We start from the raw sequence: 20,700 nt of genomic DNA, 5'->3' as shown, positions 1-20,700 counted from the left end.
GGCAAGTCGCGATGGTTTGCCCCAGGGCTCGTATTAATCGAATTCCAGAACCCCGCTCTGGAAGGTCAGTACCGTTTCTCCCGACTGATTGACGCCCTCGTTGAAGGTGATGTTCAGCCAGATGCCGGGCCTCGATTCCAGCGGGCGAGCGTCGAGCAGGGTGACGAAATAGGTCACGTCGTCACCGGCAAAAACCGGCTTTTTCCATTTAAGTTCGCGGAAGCCCGGGGAGGGGCCGAGTTTCGGCGGTTCCAGCCCCTGTAGCTTCAACCGCTTCACTTCCTTTGCCCAATGGGACAGGAAGGATTTCATCCAGCCCGCGCCGGTGTGCCAGCCGGAGGCACAGAGCCCGCCGAAAACACTGTTCCTGGCCGCCTCGGCATCGAGATGAAAGGGCTGCGGGTCGAAATCGCGAGCGAAGCGAATAATGTCTTCGGCGGAAAAATGCAGCGTATCGAGGGTGACGCGTTCGCCGATCGGGGAAAGTTCTGCCAGTCTCATGCCGCAACGCCTCCATCGCCACCCATCAGGAACATGACGGTGTTTTCTCCCTGTGAGACCAGAATGCCGCGCTGGTTATAAAGCTCGTGGCGCAATTTTACGAGGCCGATGCCGGGGCGCGACGCGGAAGGGCGCTGTTCCAGCACGATGGATTTTCCCGAAAGCGTGTCTCCGGCCAGAACCGGCTTTTTCCAGTCGACATAATCGATGCCGGGGCTGCCCTGCGAGGTGGAGTTGGAGATGTAGCTGTCTGCCATCATCCGCATCAGCAGGCTGCAGGTGTGCCAGCCGGAAGCCGCCAGCCCGCCAAGAATGCTCCGGCGGCCAGCCTCTTCCGACAGATGCATGGGCTGGGGGTCGAACTCGCTGGCAAATTCGATGATCTGCGCTGCGGAAATCGATTGTGGTCCAAGGGGAAATTCCCGCCCTACGGCAAAATCCTCATAGGTGTATGTCGCGACCGGCACCATGGTTTCCTCCCTTCGCACAGTCAGTGTTGTGCGCATCTAAGAGGATTTTTCCTTTTACGTAAAGGTCAAATTGAAGGTGCGGCTGTTGACTGATAATGCTCTGGGGGTCGAGCGGGTGCTTCTATCGCCTTCTCCCCGCCGGGGAGAAGGTCGCGGCGGCGGGATGAGGGTGCTGGGGCAGAGATATCCAGAGAGGTGGCCCCCTCATCTGTCCCTTCGGACATCTTCTCCCCGGCGGGGAGAAGAAATGTGCCGCATTGTCCGGGTGGCTTCATTCGAACCGTCGTTCAAACCAGATCAGGTGTTAAAGCGGAAGTGGATGACGTCGCCGTCCTGAACGACATATTCCTTGCCTTCGTCACGTCCCTTACCCGCTTCCTTGGCGCCGACTTCGCCCTTATAGGCGATGTAGTCGTCAAAACCGATGGTGAAGGCGCGGATGAAGCCGCGTTCGAAATCGGTATGGATGACGCCGGCGGCGGCGGGGGCTTTGGTGCCGCGCACGATCGTCCAGGCGCGCGTTTCCTTCGGGCCGACGGTGAAATAGGTGATGAGGTCGAGCAGGTGATAACCGGCACGGATGAGCCGGTCGAGACCAGCTTCGTTAAGGCCGAGGGCCGAGAGGAATTCCTCGGCTTCATCGGCCGGAAGCTGTGCAACTTCGGCCTCGATCGCCGCCGAGATGATCACGCATTCAGCACCCTGCTGCTTTGCCATCTCTGCGACGGCTGCGGTGTGCTCGTTGCCGGACGATGCGTCGGCTTCCGAGACGTTGCAGACATACAGCACCGGGTGCGACGTCAGGAGATTGAGGCCTTTGAGGATTTCGATTTCCTCGTCCGCCAGCGTCTTCAACAGCAGGCGTGCCGGCTTTCCGTCGTTGAGCAGCGCGATGACCGCTTCCATGACCGGCAGTTGAGCCAGGGATTCCTTGTCCTTGCTGGTGGCGCGCTTGCGCGTCTGCTCGACACGGCGCTCCAGGCTTTCGAGGTCGGCGAGCATCAGTTCGGTCTCGATCGTTTCGGCGTCGCCAACCGGATTGATGCGGCCTTCCACATGGGTGATATCGTCGTCTTCGAAGCAGCGCAGCACATGCACGACGGCATCGACTTCGCGGATGTTGGCGAGGAACTTGTTGCCGAGGCCTTCACCCTTTGACGCGCCGCGCACCAGGCCGGCAATGTCCACGAAGGAAATGCGGGTCGGAATGATTTCCTTCGAACCGGCGATGGCCGCAAGCTGCTGCATACGCGGATCCGGCACGGCAACTTCGCCGGTATTCGGCTCGATGGTGCAGAAGGGATAGTTGGCAGCCTGTGCGGCGGCCGTTTTCGTCAGCGCGTTGAAGAGGGTGGACTTGCCGACATTTGGCAATCCAACGATACCGCATTTGAAGCCCATGGCTTGAAACCTGTCCGTTTGAAAGAATTCGTTGAGGAGCCTTTTGCGGAATGGGCAGGGCAAGGTCAAGCCCGCGAGCCGATTTGTGCCGGCAAAGCCCTGCGAAAGGTGCGGATTTCCGGGCAGGCTTGCCGATAGCGCGGTTGCGGTGCAGTATAAGTGGGTTCAAGGCGCGATCTTTCGCCATCCAGCGGGATTTTCCCCCGAACCACGATGATGAACCACCATGACGAGCGACAATCATGAGTGACAGTCCTGTCGATCTCAAACCAAAACCGAAGGTCAAACCGAAGCTGGAGCGGCCTAAGCTCTACAAGGTCATGCTGCTGAATGACGACTATACGCCGCGCGAATTTGTCACCGTGGTGCTGAAGGCCGTCTTTCGCATGAGCGAGGATACCGGACGCCGGGTGATGATGACGGCGCATCGCTTCGGCAGCGCGGTGGTGGTTGTCTGCGAGCGCGATATTGCCGAGACGAAGGCCAAGGAGGCGACCGATCTCGGCAAGGAAGCGGGCTTCCCGCTGATGTTCACGACCGAGCCGGAGGAGTGAGCGCTTTTACGGCGGCTCTGGGGTTGCCGAGATTGACGAGTTGTCACTAATCCTGCCGGATCTGGAAACCTGTCTTGTTCTGCACGAAGCCGCAGCTTTCGTAGAAGGCATGAACCGCCGGGTCGTGGCGGCCTGTCAGGAGCATCACCTTGTAGCAGTTCGCGCCGAAGGCTGTCTCAATGGCGTGGCGCACCACCGTGCGGCCATATCCCCGACCGCGGCGCGCCTCCAGTGTCACCACGTTTTCAATGAAGGCATAGGGGCGGGCGGCGCGGGTCAGGTTCGGAACGATCAGAAGCGTGGCAGTCGCGACGGGTTTGCCATTCTCTGTCGCCACAAATATGGTCAGGCCGGGTTGGGCGAGCATGGCGGCGAAAACCGCACCTGCTTCCTGCGTCGTTAATTCCGGGTCTGATGGGTTTAGTACCTGGTAGAGTTCAAGCAAACCGGGTAGATCGCCGGGGCCGGCCGCCCGCAGGGAAATAGCGTCGGAAGACATGCGAGTTTTAGTCCTTCTTGCCGAACATTCGCTTCAGCATCTCGGCCATTGGTCCGGTTTCCGGCAGCTTTTTCGGCTGGGCGCTGTTGCGCGCCTGGTGGATGTGGGACTGCGCGGCCGGCTTGGCGACCTTTACCGGTTTTTCCGCTTCCGGTTTGCTGCCCGTCGCCAGCGCCAGCTTGTTCATCAGCTGCGAATCGTCACCCTTCACCAGCATGGCGGCGTTGTCGGCAATGGCGTCCAGCAGCGGATCGAGCCAGACGCGGTCCGACTTGGCGAAATCGCCGAGCACATGGCCGTGCACCCGCTCCTTGTCACCGGGATGGCCGATGCCGAGGCGCAGACGGCGGTATTCCTTGCCGCAATGGGCGTCGAGCGATTTAAGGCCGTTATGACCGCCGTGGCCGCCGCCGATCTTGATGCGTGTGCGGCCGGCCAGCAAATCGAGTTCGTCATGGATGGCGATGATGTCGGCCGGCGTCAGTTTGAAGAAACGCATGGCCTCGCCGACGGATTCGCCTGACAGGTTCATATAGGTGAGCGGTTTCATCAGCAGAACCTTCTCGCCGCCGATCTCACCTTCGGAAATCTCCGCCTTGAACTTCTTCGACCAGGGCGCAAAAGAGGGCAGGCGCTGCAGCGCATCCACGGCCATGAAGCCGATATTGTGACGGTTTCCCGCATATTGTGCGCCGGGATTACCAAGTCCTGCGATGATCTTCATGGGGCATGTCCGCGTTTTGCCTGATGATGCTGTTGTCACCACCCCGAAAAGTGCCTGATGTCAATCTTTTTATGGGTTCGCGGGCGGATCGGCCGATTGCTCAGGGGCTGACCAGACTGTAACGATCGAATATCTGCTGCTGCGTTCCATCGGCGATCAGCTTGTCCAGCCGGGCCTGCAATTTCGCGATGATCTGGTCAGGAACGGTTTTGTTGCAGGCGAGGCCGAGCTGTTGCCGGCTCAGCGTTATCACCTCCTTGAAACTGTTCGCAGGCAGGCTCTTGAGGGTGCTTTCCGACATGGGCATGAGGTCGATGCGCCCGAGTTTCAGCTTGTTGAGCGTGATCTCGAAATCCGCGCCGACATCCACCTGCGGGAAACCGAGTTTTTCCAACAGTGCTTCGGTATAGTCGCCCCGCTGGGTTCCCACCCGGTATCTTCTGGCGTCCTCGAGGCTGGAAGCCTCGATATTCGCCTCGCGGCGGGCCACGAGAATGTTGCGGTCGGTATGGATTGGCGCAACCCATTTGAAGAGCTTTTCCCGCTCGGGCGTTCGTGCCGTGGCGAAGACGCAGTGCATGGCCTGTGTTGTGGCCAGTGCAATGGCCCGCGCCCAGGGCATGACGGCGACTTCGTAATCCGTATCGGTGTCCTGGAGCACGATCTTGAGCTGGTCGAAATAGACGCCGTGCACGCTGCCGTCACTGGCCTGCAGATTATAAGGCGGATAGACCTCGGTCGTCAGGAAGAGCTTCGCCGCGTTGACTGGTGTGGCGAGAGCAAGAAAGAGCAGACAAAAGCGGATCAATCCCATCGCTGCCTCCATCGGCTTCACGCTTGTCGCGCCGCAAAGCGGCTTTGTCCGGACGTCGCATCGAACGCGGCGATCAGCCTTTGGACCGGCTGCGGGCGCGCAAAATAATAACCCTGTCCGAAATCCGCGCCCATATCGGTCAGAAGGTCCTTCTGCTCTTCCGTCTCCACGCCCTCGGCAATAACGGTGCAGTTCATCTTGTGCGAGATGGCGGCGATGCCTTCGACAAGCATACGGCTCCGCTGCCTGATGTCCACGGTGTCGTCGCAGATCGAGCGGGTGAAGGACTGGTCGATCTTGACGATATCGACCGGAAAACGGCTGAGATAGCTGAGCGAGGAATAACCCGTGCCGAAATCATCCAGCGCGATGCGGCAGCCGAGCTGGTGAATGGCATTGAGGATCGCCCGGATTTGCGGATCGTCCTTCATGATGACGGCTTCGGTGATCTCAATGACCAGACGTGCGGGGAGAATACCGTGCCGGTGCAGCACGCCGGCGATGCGAGTCGGCAATCCCGGTTCGAATTGCAGCGGCGAAAAATTGACTGCCACATAGGTCTGATCCATCCCGGGCAGGCGCGACAGCCTGGCGAGATTGGCGATCGACTGATCGAGAATGAGATTGCCGATGCGTTGAATGGTGCCGTTTTCTTCGGCAAGGCTGACGATCGCGGCGGGGGAAAGCAATCCCTTGTCGGGATGGTTGAGACGCAGCAGTGCTTCGAAACCCGCCGTCTGGCCGGTTGCGAGGTCTTGAATGGGTTGGAAATAAGCTTCGAACCAGTCCTCGGAGAGCGCTTGGGCGATATCCCGCTCCAGCTCCGCATGTTCGCGCGCGCGGTCCATGATCGAGCTGTCGAAGACCTGCGAGCCGTTTTTGCCGGTTCTCTTGCGGCTATACATCGCCATGTCGGCATTCTGCAAAAGCTCCGACGCGCTGGAGGCGTGCAGTGGATAGACAGCCATGCCGATGCTGGCGCTGAGGCGGATGCTGTTGTTCTCGATCTCGAAGGGCATGTCCAGCATGGCGCAGACCCGCTCGCAAAATTCCAGGGCGCGTTCTTCCACTTTGTCGCCGGCCAGCAGAATGGCGAATTCGTCGCCGCCAAGCCGCGAAGCGCTGTCGAGCGGCGTGAGCAGGGGTTCGAGTTTCAGCGTGAATTGCTTGAGAACGGCGTCACCCGCCGCATGGCCGAGATTGTCGTTGATGGCCTTGAAACGGTCGAGGTCGATGAACAGGCAGGCCAGTTCGCTGCCGTTCCGGTCCGCATCGCGGATCTGCAGGTCGAGGATCGCCTCGAAGCCCTGACGGTTGAAGAGGCCGGTCAGATGGTCGGAAATGGCCTGCTGCCGGTTGCGTTTTTCCGACTGGCTCAGTTCGGTCACATCGGTCATGACGCAAAGACACGTGCTTTGCTGCGTGGTATCGCCGGAATCAAGGGGCTTTTCAAGGATGAGCGCGTCCATGACACCGCCATCCATGCAATGGAAACGCACGGTGATGCCGTTGTGTGAAGCGTCGGGCGAGGGGTGCGCCGTCTTGCGCTGCTGAAACAGGGACCTGTCGTCGGGATGGATGAGATCGGCGAAGTTCAGGCCGAGTATCCTGGTGCGGTCGTAACCGGTCGCCTGCACCCAATAGTCGCTGACGGCGGCAATCCGGTCGTGCCTGTCGAGCGAGAACAGCATGGCGGGTGTACGGTTGTAGATCTCCGTCTTGCGTTCGTGGGCATTCTTGATCTCCAGCTCTTCCTTTTCGAGCTGGGTCTGCATTTCGTTGAAGCTTTTTGCCAGCCGGCCGATTTCATCCTTCGAGCGCCAGTCGACATGGTGGCGTGAGCCGAGGCGGCGTGTCGCCTCTATCGCCGCCGCCAGTCGCATCAGCGGGCGGATGACCATGAAGCGGTTGCCGACGATGGCGGCAAGAACGATGGTGAGGACGGCGAGGATGAAAATCGTGATAAAGGCCAGTTCGGTCCGGCTGAGCGAGGTCAGAAGGCCGACATCATCGTAATAGACCGTCAGCTGCCCAACGGTGACTGGTCCCTTGGTGGTCTTGTAGATCACCTCGCGTGTCGTCGAGGCGGCGTCCTGGATGATGTCGCTGCCGGCAGTCTGGACGACATCGAGCTGGCCGGATGTATCCTTGACCTCGACCATGCGGATCATGGGATCGGAAACAAGGGTTCCGGTAATCTGATTTATGGTGTCGTCATCAAGGTCCCACAGGGGGCGGGCCAGCGCCTGCGTATTCGTCGACAGCAGAATTTCGATATGGTTGCGCTGGCTGCGGATTGCCTCGTTATAGGAAAGCGTCAGCAAAAGCGTGAAAAGCGGTGCGACCACTGTAAGAAGTGCGCCGGAAACAATCGCGATAAAGCGGCTTTCGACGGAATGAGCCATGTTGAATTGCAGCTACCCTTTGCCCCAGACTTGCTGCGCTGCGTTTTTGCCCATCCGGATGGGGTTTGCGAGGGGTTTTCGGCAAAGGCCGCGTTCCCTCGTGCAATTTCCCAGACCGTCCGATGTTTCCACGACAGCGCAAGGGTATCGTTTCATGGAAGTGTTAATCGACACTGAAACGCTTCCCATCTCAGCTGCGGAGGCCAAGCTTTCTGGTTTTAAAGTTCATAAAAACTAAAAAGCCCGTTCCGAAAACGGAACGGGCCTCATTCTTCAAAGCTGTCAGGCCTTGCGGCCGCCGATTATTCCTCGGAAGCTTCTTCGGTCGTTTCTTCTTCAACGCCTGCTGCCGGAGCAACGATCGTTGCGATCGTGAAGTCGCGGTCGGCGATGACGGGCGTGATGTTCTTCGGCAGCTTGACGTTCGAGATGTGAACGCTGTCGCCGATCTTCAGGCCGGAGAGGTCAACCGTGATGGCTTCCGGAATGTCGTTGGCCGGGCAGTGGAATTCCACCGTGTGGCGAACGATGTTCAGAACGCCGCCGATCTTGATGTCCGACTTTTCTTCGTTTTCGAAGTGAACCGGAATTTCAACGTTGACGAGCGTGTTGCCCGAAACGCGCAGGAAGTCGACATGCATGGTGAAGTCGCGGACCGGATCAAGCTGGTAATCCTTCGGGAGAACCTTGATCTTCTTGCCGTCGACGTCGATCGTCCCAACCGTCGTCATGAAACCGCCAGCGTGGATACGCTTGGTGACTTCGTTGGTCGACAGGGCGATAGAAATAGGGGCCTGCTTGTCACCATAGATGACAGCGGGAATCAAACCGTTGCGGCGAAGTTCACGAGAGGACCCCTTACCAACTCGTTCGCGCGCCTCGGCCTTGAGCTCATACGATTCTTTGCTCATGGCAATTCCTTTCGAGGTTATATGGAGAGTTCATGCCCGCGGACACTGAACTGGGGAGGCGCAAGCGCCATCCCACCCGCGTTGCCTCCAAGGGTGTCTACACGGGTGCGGGCGCTATAATACAAACCGAAGCTAAAGACAAGAGTGGCCCCGTTTTCGCGGATGCCACTTTATAATTTTATTAGTAATTACTAATTCACTCGGGTGTTGCAACTTTTAATATATGCTTATCCATGCACATAAACCGGGTGAAAACTTGGCGAATGGTAAGGCTACGCAGAATTCCAATTGCGTAGATGACAATGTTCAAAGTTCTCCAGTGCCTCACCATCGATCACGACTATCGATACACCGCTGCGGCGGTTGTCGTGTGCATGCTCGGAAGCTTCGTCACGATGCGTCTTTTTTCGAAAGCGCGTCTGGCGACGGGATTGCAGAAGGTCAACTGGCTGTTTCTGGCGGGCGTCAATGGCGGCGCGGCGATTTGGACCACCCATTTCGTGGCGATGCTGGGCTATGTCGCGGCGGGCGATGTGGGTTACGATCCCTATCTGACCGGACTTTCTCTTCTTATCGCCATTACGACGACGACCGCCGGTTTCGGCATTTCCGCCTATGGCGGCCGCAGCGTGCTGGTGGAAGCCGGCGGTACCATCCTCGGCCTCGGCATTGCGGCCATGCATTATACCGGCATGGCGGCCTATAATGTGCAGGGCATGATCTTCTGGGATCAGGCCTATGTCATCGCTTCGCTGGTGCTGGGATCGGTGCTCGGCGCCATTGCGGTCAATCGCATTGCCCGGCCTCTCAACCGTTTCTGCCAATATAGTGCGGTGGCGTTTCTCATCCTCGCCATTGCCTCGATGCACTATACCGGCATGGCCTCCATGTCGTTCGCCTTCGATCCGCGCATCATCATTCCGGAAAATCTGCTGCCGCCGGCCATCATGGGCGGAGGCGCAATCGCGGTGACGCTGCTGCTTCTGGCGCTCGGACTTTCCACCTATGTCATCGACGCCCAGTCCACCCAGCAGGCGGTTGCCCGCTATCGCCATCTTTCATTGCACGATCCGCTGACGGGTATTCCCAACCGCGCGGCATTCATCGAACATCTCAACCGCCGCACGCGCCATATCTCCATGGGTGCGCATACCGCGCTTCTGTCGATCGATCTCGACCGTTTCAAGGAAATCAACGACGTGCATGGCCACGCGGCCGGTGACGCCGTGCTGCGCGCCATCGCCGATCGGGCGAGTTCCGTGCTGAAGGCCGGTGAATTCCTGGCGCGCATGGGCGGCGATGAATTCGTGGCGATGACCCATTCCTATTACACCCGGGCCGATGGTGCAGAATTCGCGCAGCGACTGATCGAGCAGATCAGCAAGCCAGTCGAATGGAACGGCCAGACATTTTCGGTCGGCGCAAGTGTCGGCATATCGGTCCGCAACACCGGCTCCATCGATGCCGATACCCTGATGGCGCAGGCCGATGTTGCCATGTACCGGGCGAAAAGCGCGACGTCTGACACGATCTGCTTTTATGACAAATCCATGGACGAGGCCGCGCGCGCGCGCAATGCGCTTGCCATCGCCATGCGCAGCGGCCTCGCCAATAACGAGTTCGAGCTTTATTACCAGCAGCAGAACGACACCAAAAGCGGCAGCATTGTCGGTTTCGAGGCGCTTCTGCGCTGGAAACATCCCGAACGCGGCATGGTATCTCCCGTCGAATTCATTCCGATTGCCGAACAGACCGGCTTCATCGTCGAACTGGGCGAATGGGTTCTGAGAGAAGCATGCGCGCAGGCTGCGCGGTGGAAAAAGTCACTCGCCATTGCCGTCAACGTCGCGCCGCAGCAGCTTGCGGATAATGATTTCCCCGACAAGGTTGAGAGAATTCTTGCAGAGACGGGACTTGCGCCGGAAAGGCTCGAGCTTGAAATTACCGAAGGCAGCATCATCGCCGATCATCGCCACGCGCTCGTCACCATCCGCAAGCTCAAGTCGCTCGGCGTCAAGATCGCCATGGACGACTACGGTACGGGTTATTCCTCGCTTTCGACCCTGCAGAGCTTCCCCTTCGACAAGATCAAGATCGACCGCGCCTTCATCGATGGCCTGTCCACCAATGTGCAGTCGGAGGCGATTGTTCGCTCGACGCTCATTCTGGCGCACAGCCTGAATATTCCGGTGCTTGCAGAGGGAGTGGAGACGAAGGCCCATATTGAATTCCTGCGGCGTGAAGGCTGCTTGCAGGTGCAGGGCTTCTTTTTCGGCAAGCCCGGTCCGCTGACCTCCATCGCCAATCTCGTGGACGACACGTTCCTCTCGGCGGAGGATGAAACGGAAGAGGCCTCCGGCCGGCGTTATATCAAGGTGGTTCGTTAGTCCGGCGCAGCCAGCGGGTGCCCCGGCAGGACCGGTCGCGAAGTTTTTTGTTGAAACATGCACGCTTCCAGCGCACCATCGCATAAAAGCTTTGGGAGGAGCGTATGCCGACAGACATCGCCCATGCGGAACGCGTGTATGAAACAGCACGCCATCGTTCCGCGGCCGCAAGTTCTCCGATTATTGCCTCATGGCGGCGCTGCATGGTCAAGCACCGTCTTGCGCCGGAGGAAAACCGCAAGCCGATCTTTCTCAGCGAGATTGAGTTTCGCCGCGCCCGCGAAAGTGCCGCCGGCCTGATCGCCGAGAGCACGGACGAACTGGACCGCATTTTTCACAGCGTCGGCAAATCCGGTTGCTGCCTGCTTCTGACCGACGCGCAGGGCGTTGCGCTGGAGCGACGTGGTGCTTCCGGTGATGACCGCGATTTCCGGGCGCTCGGCCTCTGGAACGGGGCCGTCTGGAGCGAAGAGAGCGTGGGCACCAACGGCATCGGCACGGCGCTGGTGGATGAGCGCTCGGTAGTGGTCTATCGCGACCAGCATTTCTTCACGTCGAACACTGAACTCTGCTGCACTACCGCGCCCATCCGCGACCATACCGGCCGGGTGACGGGCGCGCTCGATATTTCCACCTGCCGCGACGATATCAATGAGATGACCTTCTCCTTCGTCACCCAGGCGGTGAAGGATGCGGCGCAGCGTATCGAAGGCAATCTTTTCCGCCGCGCCTTTCCCGGCGCGCGCATCGTCGTCGTGCCGACCGGGTTCGGCGCGGCGATGTCACTGCTGGCCGTGGATCAGGACGATCTGGTGCTCGGTGCGACGCGGGCCGCCCGCCTCGCATTGAAGCTCGATGATATCAGGATCGCGCAGGGTCTGCCGGCGGCGGATATTCTGCAGGAACAGCGCCACGATGGCGGCTCCGACCTTGCGGAAGCGGAACGTTCCGCACTCCGGCGCGTCCTGTCGCGCACCAACGGCAATGTCACGCAGGCCGCTTCGCTGCTTGGCATCAGCCGCGCCACGCTTCATCGCAAGATGAAGAAATTCGACGTGCATTAAGGCCCGTAAGTGTGCGATCCGGCCGATTACGCCGGATCGCGGTGGCTTTGTCGCAGATGTGAGACAATGTGCGCTGCGGAACCGCGCCGCCCCTCTACCGAACCGCGCCATCTAGGCCCACCTTCCTCCCATGCGGTCCGCTCAGGATCGTTTTCATCAGGGAGGATGAAATCATGAACATTCAGGTTCAGCAGAAAGCGGGCGAAGCGCCCTTCAAGCTGAAATACGGCAATTACATCGGCGGCAAATGGGTGGAGCCGAAGTCCGGCCGCTATATGGACAATCTCTCACCGGTGACGGGCCACAAGATCTGCGAAGTACCGCGCTCGGATGCATCCGACATCGAGTTCGCGCTCGACGCTGCCCACAAGGCGCGCGAAAAATGGGGCAAGACGAGCATCACGGAACGCTCCAACATCCTGCTCAGGATTGCCCAGCGGATCGAAGACAATCTCGACCTCATCGCCCGGGCTGAAACCTGGGACAATGGCAAGCCGCTGCGCGAAACTACCAATGCGGATATTCCGCTGACGATTGACCATTTCCGTTATTTCGCAGGCTGCATCCGCGCTCAGGAAGGCACGATCGGCGAAATCGATAATGACACGGTCGCCTATCATTTCCATGAACCGCTCGGTGTCGTCGGCCAGATCATTCCGTGGAACTTCCCGATCCTGATGGCTGCGTGGAAACTGGCACCTGCGCTTGCCGCTGGGAATTGCGTGGTGCTGAAGCCGGCGGAACAGACGCCTGCCTCCATTCTCATCGTGATGGAACTGATCGAAGACCTTCTGCCGCCCGGCGTCCTCAACATCGTCAACGGCACGGGGCTTGAAGCCGGCAAGCCGCTGGCTCAGAGCAACCGCATCGCCAAGATCGCCTTCACCGGTTCCACCTCGGTCGGCAAGGAAATCATGCGTTATGCGGCTGACAATGTCACCAACATCTCGCTGGAGCTCGGCGGCAAGTCGCCGAACATCTTCTTTGCCGATGTGATGAACGAGGACGATGCCTTCCTCGACAAGGCGCTCGAAGGTTTCGCCTTCTTTGCGCTGAACCAGGGCGAGGTCTGCACCTGCCCCTCGCGTGCGCTGGTGCATGAATCGATCTATGACCGCTTCATGGAAAAGGCGATCAAGCGCGTTCAGGCCATCAGCCAGGACGATCCGCTCAACCCGTCGACCATGCTGGGCGCACAGGCCTCGCAGGAACAGTTCGACAAGATCATGAGCTATCTGGAGATCGGCAAGAAGGAAGGCGCGAAGGTCCTGACCGGCGGCGACCGCAAGACGCTGACGGGCGACCTGAAGGACGGCTACTACATCCAGCCGACCGTATTCGAGGGCAACAACAAGATGCGGATTTTCCAGGAGGAAATCTTCGGTCCTGTCGTTTCCGTCACCACCTTCAAGACGGTGGAAGAAGCGCTCGAAATTGCCAATGACACGGTTTACGGTCTGGGCGCGGGCGTCTGGAGCCGCGACACGAATATCGCCTACCGCGCCGGCCGCGGCATCGAGGCGGGCCGCGTGTGGACGAACTGCTACCACGTCTATCCGGCGGGTGCTGCCTTTGGTGGTTACAAGCAGTCGGGCATCGGTCGCGAGACCCACAAGATGATGCTCGATCATTACCAGCAGACCAAGAACCTGCTGGTTTCCTACAGCCCGAACAAGGTCGGTTTCTTCTGAGGTTCCTCCCCGGAAGCCGGCGAGGGCAACGGTGCCAGGTCGCCGGCGTGTTCCCAGGGGCTTCGGCCCCTGGGAGCCCGGATCGGAGTTTTAAGCAAAATAAAAGGCCGGAGGTTTTGTCTCCGGCCTTTTTTCCTTGTGGCTTATGCCGCGTAACGCTGGTCCGCGTGCCGGGTCTCGCCCACTGAGAACTGCCCGACCTGTTCGGTCAGGCCATCCGCCTCACTTGCCAATGAGAAGGCCGAAGCCGTGGTTTGTTCCACCATCGCCGCATTCTGCTGCGTGACATGGTCGAGTTCGTTGACGGAGGCGTTGATTTCGCTGAGGCGGCCGGACTGTTCGCGCGATGCGGTGGCGATTTCGCCGATCTGGTCGTTGACCGACTGGATGCGTTTCTGGATCTGCTCCAGGCTTTCGCCAGTCTTCAGCACCAGCGCGACACCGCTTTCCACATCGCCCGCCGAGGTGGCGATCAGCGTCGTGATGTCACGCGCGGCGGCGGCCGATTTCTGGGCCAGTTCGCGGACTTCCTGCGCCACAACGGCAAAGCCCTTTCCGGCTTCACCGGCGCGTGCGGCTTCCACGCCGGCATTCAGGGCCAGCAGGTTGGTCTGGAAGGCGATCTGGTCGATGACGTCGATGATCTGGCGGATCTTGGACGAAGAGGTCTCGATGCGTTCCATGGCGACGATCGCTTCTTTCACCACAGCCGTAGACTTGTGGGCGTCCTGCATCGTGCCTGCCGTCGCCTCGACAGCAACATTGCAGCGCGACAGGGAGAGATCGACGGCCTGCGTCATCTCTCCGAGCGCTGCAGCCGCTTCCTCAAGGGCTGCGGCCTGACGTTCGGTGCGCCGCGACAGGTCTTCCGATGCGCTCTTCAGTTCGCCGGAGCCGGAGCGGATGGCATTGGCGCTTTCGCCGATATTGGAGATCGTCGCTTCCAGCCCGGCCATGGAGTTGTTGAAGTCGACGCGCAGATGATCGAGCGACGGCACGAAGGATTTTTCGATGCGACGATCAAGTCTGCCGGCGGCCAGATTGGCAAGACCGGTCGCGAGTGCATCGACGGCCTCTTCCAGTTCCTTGGCGCTTCTGGCCTTTTCCATTTCACGCTGGGCGCGTTCCTCATCCAGTTCCTCGCCCTTGCGATGGGATTCGGCTTCCATGCGCTGCTTGTCCAGAATGCCCTGGCGGAAGGATTCCAGCGCGCGCGCCATGGTGCCGATCTCATCGCCGCGGGAAACCGCCTTGATCTCGATATTGTTGTCACCGCCGTTGAGGCGCTCCATCAATCCGGCAAGACCGGTCAACGGCTTGGTGAGGCTTGCGGATACAAAGATGCCGATCAGCGTCATGATCGCAAGAACGGCAAGGGTCGCAACGGCCGCCCAGAAGGCAAGATCGTTGGCGGCGGCCAGCACCTTGCTCTCCTGCTGGCCGATGGCCAGAAGATGCTTCTGGCCAAACACGGTGACCGGGCGATAGGCATAGAAGATGTTGCCGGCAGGCGTCTGTGCCAGCACCATTCCAGGGTCGCTTGCGCCCGAAAGGGCCGCGAGATTTTCGGAAATGGCAGCATCCGCGCCGCCCGAGAGCACGCCGGCGCGGCGTTTGCCCTCCGCGCTCAGAAGAACGGCGTCATCAATGGTCTTGCCGGTTTCTTCGGGTGTGACGACTGCGCCGATACGGTCGGCGGCAACGCGCATGATGACGGCGCCCTTGCGCTGCAGCTGGCCCCAGTTTGAGACCGCGAGCGGCATGCCGATCATGGCCGAATCACTATCGCCGCCACTGAAACCGGTGGTGCTGACGACACCATCCTTGCCGGCTTCGATGCGCTGGAACAGGTCCTTGATCGCGGCGTTCTGCGGTTCCGTCACGTTGGTCAGGAAGTTCTTTCCCTTGGTCACGGAATAGATAATGAGGCCGTTCTTGTCGATGACATAGATATCGCTGACGCGGGTATTGCGCCAGACGCTGGCGATGGCGGCGTTGATGGTCGCGTGGCGAATGGCATAAAGCAGTCGCAACCCTTCGCCGTTGAAGGAAGCGCGCTCCTCCTCGGAGACGCCTTCACGGCGGAAAGCCTGGATGATGGCATCCTTTTCCGTCGGCACGACAGTGGTCATCGTTTCCAGCGCCTGGGCGATTGCGGCATTCTGCGACAGTTCGGTGATGCTTTGTTCGACACGCAAAGTATAGGCGTCAAGCTGCTTGGATTGGTTGCTTGCAACCGTTTCGAGCCTGATTTCGCTGGCGTCGATAAGGCCCGACTTGCCCATCTCGTAGGACAACAACCCCACGGACAGGCAGGAGACCAGCGTCGCGCCCGTGACGAGCGCCGCGAATTTGGCCTTGATTGACAATGATTTAGCTTTGACAGCAGTCGGATTTACACCCGGCATCCTGTTTCCTCCCCCCAAAAAAACGTTGTCGCACGGTGGCAAAAATTGCTTACGGTCGCGTTAAAGGGCTGCAAATTGTACGATTATTTCCCGCATGCCGCGAAAAAAACTTTGACCGCCACCGACACTCCACCGACACGTGCCGTAATAAAACTGCAATAGAACAGGCGCATATGCAGCGAAGATCAACGGCTGTTCATGTTCATGCAAGCTTTTCGCGCTCCTTCTCTCGCCACTATCGATGATGTCTGCGGAACCCGAGCAGATGGATATGACGGAGCCCCTTTGCGATCGATCCCGGATTTCGCGGTTATCGTGCCGATGCACAATGAGGAAGCGAGCGTTGAAACGCTCGTGGCCGAGATCGTGACGGCCTGCCAGCCGGTCGGCCAATTCGAAATTGTGGTGGTGGACGATGCCTCCTCCGATCGGACGGTGAATGCGGTGCTTTCGCTTGGTGATCGTTACCCGATGCTGCGGCTTGTCCGGCACGACCGTCAGGGCGGGCAATCGGCAGCGATCCATAGCGGCGTGCAGGCAGCGCGCGCACCTGTTATCTGCATGCTTGACGGTGACGGCCAGAACCCGCCGGACAATCTGCCTGCACTTCTTGCGCCGCTTCTCTCCGCCACTGCAACAAGCCGGCTCGGCCTCGTGGCCGGCCAGCGCGTCGGCCGGCGCGATACACTCGGAAAACGCCTTTCGTCGCGCTTTGCCAACGGTTTGCGGGCGCGCATCCTGAAAGACGGGACGCGCGATACCGGCTGCGGGCTTAAAGCCTTCCGTCGCGACGCCTATCTCGCCTTGCCCTATTTCGATCACCACCACCGCTATTTCCCGGCGCTTTTTAATCGCGACGGCTGGCAGGTGGCCCATGTCGACGTCACGCATCGGGCGCGGCTGCACGGAAATTCCCATTACACCAATATTGGCCGCGCGCTCGTCGGCATCCACGATCTGATCGGCGTCGTCTGGCTATTGCGCCGGCGCAAGCGGTCAAGCTGGGCTGAAACCTTCAAAACGGAGACATCGCCGTGAATGCACCGGCTTTATGGTCCATGCTGCATGTGAACAGCTGGAAAGAATTCGTATGGGTCTTGACCGGCTTCATGGGCCAGATGCTGTTCACCATGCGTTTTCTGGTTCAATGGATTTCCTCTGAAAGGGCGAGCCGCTCGGTCATGCCGGTCGCCTTCTGGTATTTTTCCATTCTCGGCGGTGTGGTGCTGCTTTCTTATGCACTGTGGCGGCGCGACCCGGTCTTTGTTATCGGGCAGGCGTCAGGCCTTCTCATCTATGCTCGAAATCTCTGGTTGATCCATGCAGAACGCCGCCAGCATGCATGACGGCGTGGCCTTGCCTCATGCGCAGGCAAGCGAACAGCATCGGTGGCTGACGTTTGCGATCGCGGCGATCATTGTCGTGACAGTGCTGCGGGTTGTTGGGCTGGCCTTCAATCGTACCGATCTCTTCGTCGATGAGGCGCAATATTGGCTATGGGGCCGGGAGATGGCGCTCGGCGCCTATTCCAAGCCGCCGCTGATCGGCTGGCTCATTCGCGCGGCAACTATTCTTGGCGGCGGCGAGGGCACCTTCCAGGTGCGGCTGGCCGCACCGGTGGTGCATGGCGTTGCGGCGGCGGCCATTCTTGTGCTGGGCCGGATGGTCTATGATATCAGGTTGGCCTCGCTGGCCGCCCTTGTCTATCTGACGCTGCCCGCCGTGACACTCGGCAGCCTGCTGATCTCAACCGATACGCCGATGATGCTGTTCATCGTGCTGTCGATGATCTCGGTCAGGAAGCTTGCGCAGGCGCGGGCCGAAAGCAGGGGTGCGCTGGGCTGGAGCATCGCTCTCGGCCTCTGTTTCGGCCTCGGCCTGATGTCGAAATATGCGATGATCTATTTTCTGCCCTGCTTCATCGCAGCCGGCTGGCTTTGCGAAGCATGGCGCATCCGGCTGCGCGACGCGGCGATTGCCGTGCTGATCTGCGGTGCCGTCATCGCCCCCAATCTGTGGTGGAACGCCGCGCATGATTTCATGACCGCGCGCCATACGGCTGATAACGCGAACTGGCATGGCGTCCAGCTGAAGGTCGGTTCCGCGCTGGAATTTTTCTTCTCGCAGGCCGGCGTGGTCGGTCCCTTCGTTTTTGTCGGCATGATTGTCGCAACAATCCGCGCAAAGACAGCCGAAGACCGTGCGCTGGTCGCGCTTTCGGTGCCGATCGTGCTTTTGATTACGGCGCAGGGCCTGATGTCGCGCTCACTCGCCAACTGGGCGGTGGGGGCTTATGCGGCTGGCGTGCTTCTGGCGGTGCCGGTGCTGGCGTCACGGCGCTGGCTCACCGTGTCCACTTTGGTGCTCGGCGGTGTCGTCGCCGTCGCATTGCCGCTGATGACGATTGCCGGAACGGAGTTACGCCTTCCGAAGGGCGAACTGGCGATGGCGCGTTATCTCGGGCGCTCCGAGTTGGTGTCGACCGGCCTGTCGCGGGCGCGTGAGGCGGGGGCGGATGCCATCGTCGCCAATGATCGTTCGATATTGGCCGAGCTTTTTTACCAGTTGCGGGATGAAAAACAGGTGTTGACGCGCGCCTTGCCCGAAACCGGTGTGCCATCAAGCCATTATGCGCTTCTTTATCCGCTGAAATCAGGCGAAGCGAAAAATCCGCTGTTTCTGGCAGGCGTGGATGGTTTGCCGGCATGCCTTGCCGGCGAGGCGCCGGTTGCGCATTGGACCGCCGGGCCGGGCTTTTTGGAGGGCCGGGAAATCGGGCTCTGGCGCCTGCCGCCGCAATGCATTCCGGGGGGCGCTCATGGACAATGATCTCTCCCATATGCGGATCACCATCTGGGTAACGCTTGTGGCACTCGCGCTCGTCATCCTGTTTGCAACCTTCCCCTCCATCGATCTGCGGTTTTCCGCCCTGTTTTTTTCGTCGACGGGCCAGCCATGGCCCGGCCGGGAGCCGTTTCCCGAATGGCTGCGCGACACGCTGCGCGAAGGTGCGGAGCTTGCCACGCTTCTGGCTTTCCTGGTCCTCGTCGGCAATCTCAGGCTGGGCGCTTTGCAGCGAACCGGCTGGCGGGTCTGGGCGTTCCTGTGTGGGCCGGTAATCCTCTGTGCCGGCCTTCTCGTCAATGGCGTGCTGAAGGCCATGATCGGTCGCGCGCGTCCGTTCAGCGTCACCGAATTTGGTGGGCATCAGCTGTTTACGCCACCTTTTCAGTTCAGCACGCAATGTTATTCGAACTGTTCGTTTTCTTCGGGCGAAACCGCGCTGATCGCGAGCTTTTTCCTGCCACTCTGCGTGCTGGTCTGGCCGCGCCTGCGTCCCCTGGGGCAATGGATGGTGGGTGTTCTTGCTGCCGGGGCAATCATCCTCATGTCCGGTCTTCGCATCGCAGCCGGCGGGCATTTCCTCAGCGATGTGGTGATGTCCATCCTGTTTTCCGCCCTGACGACGCTGTTTCTGTACAGGGTACTGGCGATAAGCCGACACCGTCACCTCTTCACCGGTGATGCCGTCTCGGCCGATACGATCAGCCTTTGGCGCAATGGTCGCCATGCCGTCCTTGCCCGTGTTCGGCGCTGGTGGCCGAAAATCAAGGCGGCAGCTTCTCGCCTGCGGCCGCCCGGCGCGGGTGCGGCCTCGTCCTAAGAGGACGTTTGAAGTGCGGCATCAATGAGATGAATGGCGACGCTCGCCAGATAGTCCACGTCATCCCCGGACTTGTCTCGAGGATCTGCAACATATTGATTTTATTGGCGTGTTAAAAACCTCGGGACTAGCCAGAGGATGACGCCAGGAGAGTATGCCTCTCCTGCAATCGACCTCGATATAAATGCAGTCTGCCATCTAAGCTGGACGGGGTTGGGCCGGCTCAGCGTGACGATTGAGGTTTCTGGAGCCGTTAGTCGAACAGGCCGGAGACCGACTGTTCCTGCGCGGTGCGGTTGATCGCCTCGCCAAGCAGGCCTGCGGTGCTGACCACGCGGATATTGTGCGCGGATTGCACACCGGTGGTCGGCTGGATGCTGTCGGTGATGACGAGTTCGCGCAGCTTCGAGGAGGCCACGCGGGCAACCGCGCCGCCGGAAAGCACACCGTGGGTGATATAGGCGGTAACGCTGGTCGCGCCTTTTTTCAGCAGCGCTTCGGCGGCGTTGCAGAGCGTGCCGCCGGAATCGATGATATCGTCGATCAGGATGCAATCCTTGCCGGAGACATCGCCGATGACGTTCATGACCTCGGATTCACCGGGACGGTCACGGCGTTTGTCGACGATTGCCAGCAGACAGTCGAGGCGCTTCGACAGGGCGCGGGCGCGAACCACGCCGCCGACATCAGGCGAAACGACCATGACATTGTTGGTGTCGTAATGGTCCTTCACGTCGCGGGCGAGAATGGGCGCTGCGAAGAGGTTGTCGGTGGGGATGTCGAAAAAACCCTGGATCTGGCCGGCATGAAGATCGAGCGTTAGAACGCGGTCGGCGCCGGCTTCGGTAATCAGGTTGGCAACGAGCTTGGCGGAAATCGGGGTGCGGGGACCGGCTTTGCGGTCCTGGCGGGCGTAACCGAAATAGGGAAGCACCGCGGTGATACGTTTTGCCGAAGAGCGGCGCATGGCATCGATCATGATGAGCAGTTCCATCAGATGATCATTTGCCGGGAAGGAGGTGGACTGGACGATAAAAACGTCCTCGCCGCGCACGTTCTCGCTGATTTCTACGAATATTTCCTGGTCAGCAAACCGCTTTACAGTGGCATTTCCGAGAGGAACGTTCAGATACTTGCAGATCGCTTCGGCGAGGTGCCGGTTCGAATTGCCTGCGAAAACCTTCATTGCGGCCGCCTGTTTCCATGC

The 20,700-nt window shown here is 59.8% G+C and carries 18 protein-coding genes; 8 read left to right on the top strand and 10 right to left on the bottom strand.

What is annotated here, in order from left to right; genetic code table 11:
* Positions 1-33: 33 nt before the first annotated feature.
* The 3 genes from ATU_RS10905 to ychF form a co-directional block, all read right to left on the bottom strand.
* Positions 34-501 (bottom strand): MaoC family dehydratase, encoded by a 468-nt coding sequence (locus ATU_RS10905; RefSeq protein WP_010972162.1) that lies wholly within the window; start codon positions 499-501, stop codon positions 34-36.
* Positions 498-971: a MaoC family dehydratase gene (locus ATU_RS10900; RefSeq protein WP_010972161.1), complete on the bottom strand. Its 474-nt coding sequence runs from the start codon at positions 969-971 to the stop codon at positions 498-500. Before ATU_RS10900 ends, ATU_RS10905 begins: the two co-directional genes overlap by 4 nt.
* A gap of 297 nt (positions 972-1,268) precedes the next feature.
* Positions 1,269-2,372, bottom strand: a complete 1,104-nt coding sequence (ychF, locus tag ATU_RS10895; protein ID WP_010972160.1) for a redox-regulated ATPase YchF — start codon at positions 2,370-2,372, stop codon at positions 1,269-1,271.
* A 242-nt stretch (positions 2,373-2,614) separates the two neighbouring features.
* Here ychF and clpS point away from each other — a divergent pair, with 242 nt between their 5' ends.
* Positions 2,615-2,926 (top strand): ATP-dependent Clp protease adapter ClpS, encoded by a 312-nt coding sequence (gene clpS, locus ATU_RS10890; protein WP_010972159.1) that lies wholly within the window; start codon positions 2,615-2,617, stop codon positions 2,924-2,926.
* Between the two features lie 46 nt (positions 2,927-2,972).
* On the opposite strand, the gene ATU_RS10885 is transcribed toward clpS, so the two are convergent.
* From ATU_RS10885 to ATU_RS10865, 5 genes are all read right to left on the bottom strand, one after another.
* On the bottom strand, positions 2,973-3,425 hold the full coding sequence (locus tag ATU_RS10885) for a GNAT family N-acetyltransferase (RefSeq protein ID WP_010972158.1): 453 nt from the start codon (positions 3,423-3,425) through the stop codon (positions 2,973-2,975).
* Between the two features lie 7 nt (positions 3,426-3,432).
* Positions 3,433-4,149, bottom strand: a complete 717-nt coding sequence (pth, locus tag ATU_RS10880) for an aminoacyl-tRNA hydrolase (RefSeq protein ID WP_010972157.1) — start codon at positions 4,147-4,149, stop codon at positions 3,433-3,435.
* 100 nt (positions 4,150-4,249) lie between these two features.
* Positions 4,250-4,963, bottom strand: coding sequence for a substrate-binding periplasmic protein (locus ATU_RS10875; protein WP_010972156.1), 714 nt, complete (start codon positions 4,961-4,963; stop codon positions 4,250-4,252).
* Between the two features lie 17 nt (positions 4,964-4,980).
* A complete protein-coding gene (locus ATU_RS10870; protein ID WP_010972155.1) occupies positions 4,981-7,368 on the bottom strand; it encodes an EAL domain-containing protein in 2,388 nt (795 codons plus the stop codon).
* Positions 7,369-7,670: 302 nt separating this feature from the next.
* Complete coding sequence (locus ATU_RS10865; RefSeq protein WP_006311165.1) at positions 7,671-8,279, bottom strand: 50S ribosomal protein L25/general stress protein Ctc; 609 nt, start codon at positions 8,277-8,279, stop codon at positions 7,671-7,673.
* Between the two features lie 302 nt (positions 8,280-8,581).
* Between ATU_RS10865 and ATU_RS10860 the strand changes: the two genes are divergently transcribed.
* From ATU_RS10860 to adh, 3 genes are all read left to right on the top strand, one after another.
* Positions 8,582-10,666, top strand: coding sequence for a putative bifunctional diguanylate cyclase/phosphodiesterase (locus tag ATU_RS10860; protein ID WP_010972154.1), 2,085 nt, complete (start codon positions 8,582-8,584; stop codon positions 10,664-10,666).
* A gap of 104 nt (positions 10,667-10,770) precedes the next feature.
* Positions 10,771-11,730 carry a helix-turn-helix domain-containing protein gene (locus tag ATU_RS10855; protein ID WP_010972153.1) on the top strand — a complete coding sequence of 320 codons (960 nt, stop codon included), beginning with the start codon at positions 10,771-10,773 and terminating at the stop codon, positions 11,728-11,730.
* 173 nt (positions 11,731-11,903) lie between these two features.
* Entirely contained in the window at positions 11,904-13,421 is a 1,518-nt protein-coding gene (gene adh / locus ATU_RS10850) for an aldehyde dehydrogenase (RefSeq protein ID WP_010972152.1), read from the top strand.
* Between the two features lie 143 nt (positions 13,422-13,564).
* Here the strand turns inward: adh and ATU_RS10845 are convergent, their stop codons facing one another.
* Positions 13,565-15,829, bottom strand: a complete 2,265-nt coding sequence (locus ATU_RS10845; protein WP_010972151.1) for a methyl-accepting chemotaxis protein — start codon at positions 15,827-15,829, stop codon at positions 13,565-13,567.
* A 198-nt stretch (positions 15,830-16,027) separates the two neighbouring features.
* On the opposite strand from ATU_RS10845, the gene ATU_RS10840 reads away from it, so the two are divergent.
* From ATU_RS10840 to ATU_RS10825, 4 genes are read left to right on the top strand one after another with little or no spacing between them, the layout of a single operon-like run.
* Positions 16,028-16,867, top strand: a complete 840-nt coding sequence (locus tag ATU_RS10840) for a glycosyltransferase family 2 protein (protein ID WP_010972150.1) — start codon at positions 16,028-16,030, stop codon at positions 16,865-16,867.
* A 20-nt stretch (positions 16,868-16,887) separates the two neighbouring features.
* Positions 16,888-17,175 (top strand): lipid-A-disaccharide synthase N-terminal domain-containing protein, encoded by a 288-nt coding sequence (locus ATU_RS10835; protein WP_010972149.1) that lies wholly within the window; start codon positions 16,888-16,890, stop codon positions 17,173-17,175.
* On the top strand, positions 17,150-18,658 hold the full coding sequence (locus ATU_RS10830; RefSeq protein WP_035255955.1) for an ArnT family glycosyltransferase: 1,509 nt from the start codon (positions 17,150-17,152) through the stop codon (positions 18,656-18,658). The genes ATU_RS10835 and ATU_RS10830 overlap by 26 nt, the downstream gene beginning before the upstream one ends.
* Entirely contained in the window at positions 18,648-19,493 is an 846-nt protein-coding gene (locus tag ATU_RS10825; protein ID WP_010972667.1) for a phosphatase PAP2 family protein, read from the top strand. Before ATU_RS10830 ends, ATU_RS10825 begins: the two co-directional genes overlap by 11 nt.
* 253 nt (positions 19,494-19,746) lie before the next feature.
* On the opposite strand, the gene ATU_RS10820 is transcribed toward ATU_RS10825, so the two are convergent.
* Entirely contained in the window at positions 19,747-20,679 is a 933-nt protein-coding gene (locus ATU_RS10820) for a ribose-phosphate pyrophosphokinase (RefSeq protein WP_010972147.1), read from the bottom strand.
* Positions 20,680-20,700 lie beyond the last annotated feature (21 nt).

It is taken from the genome of Agrobacterium fabrum str. C58 (assembly GCF_000092025.1).
GTDB classification, from domain to species: domain Bacteria; phylum Pseudomonadota; class Alphaproteobacteria; order Rhizobiales; family Rhizobiaceae; genus Agrobacterium; species Agrobacterium fabrum.
This window is presented reverse-complemented; position numbering and strand designations above follow the sequence as displayed.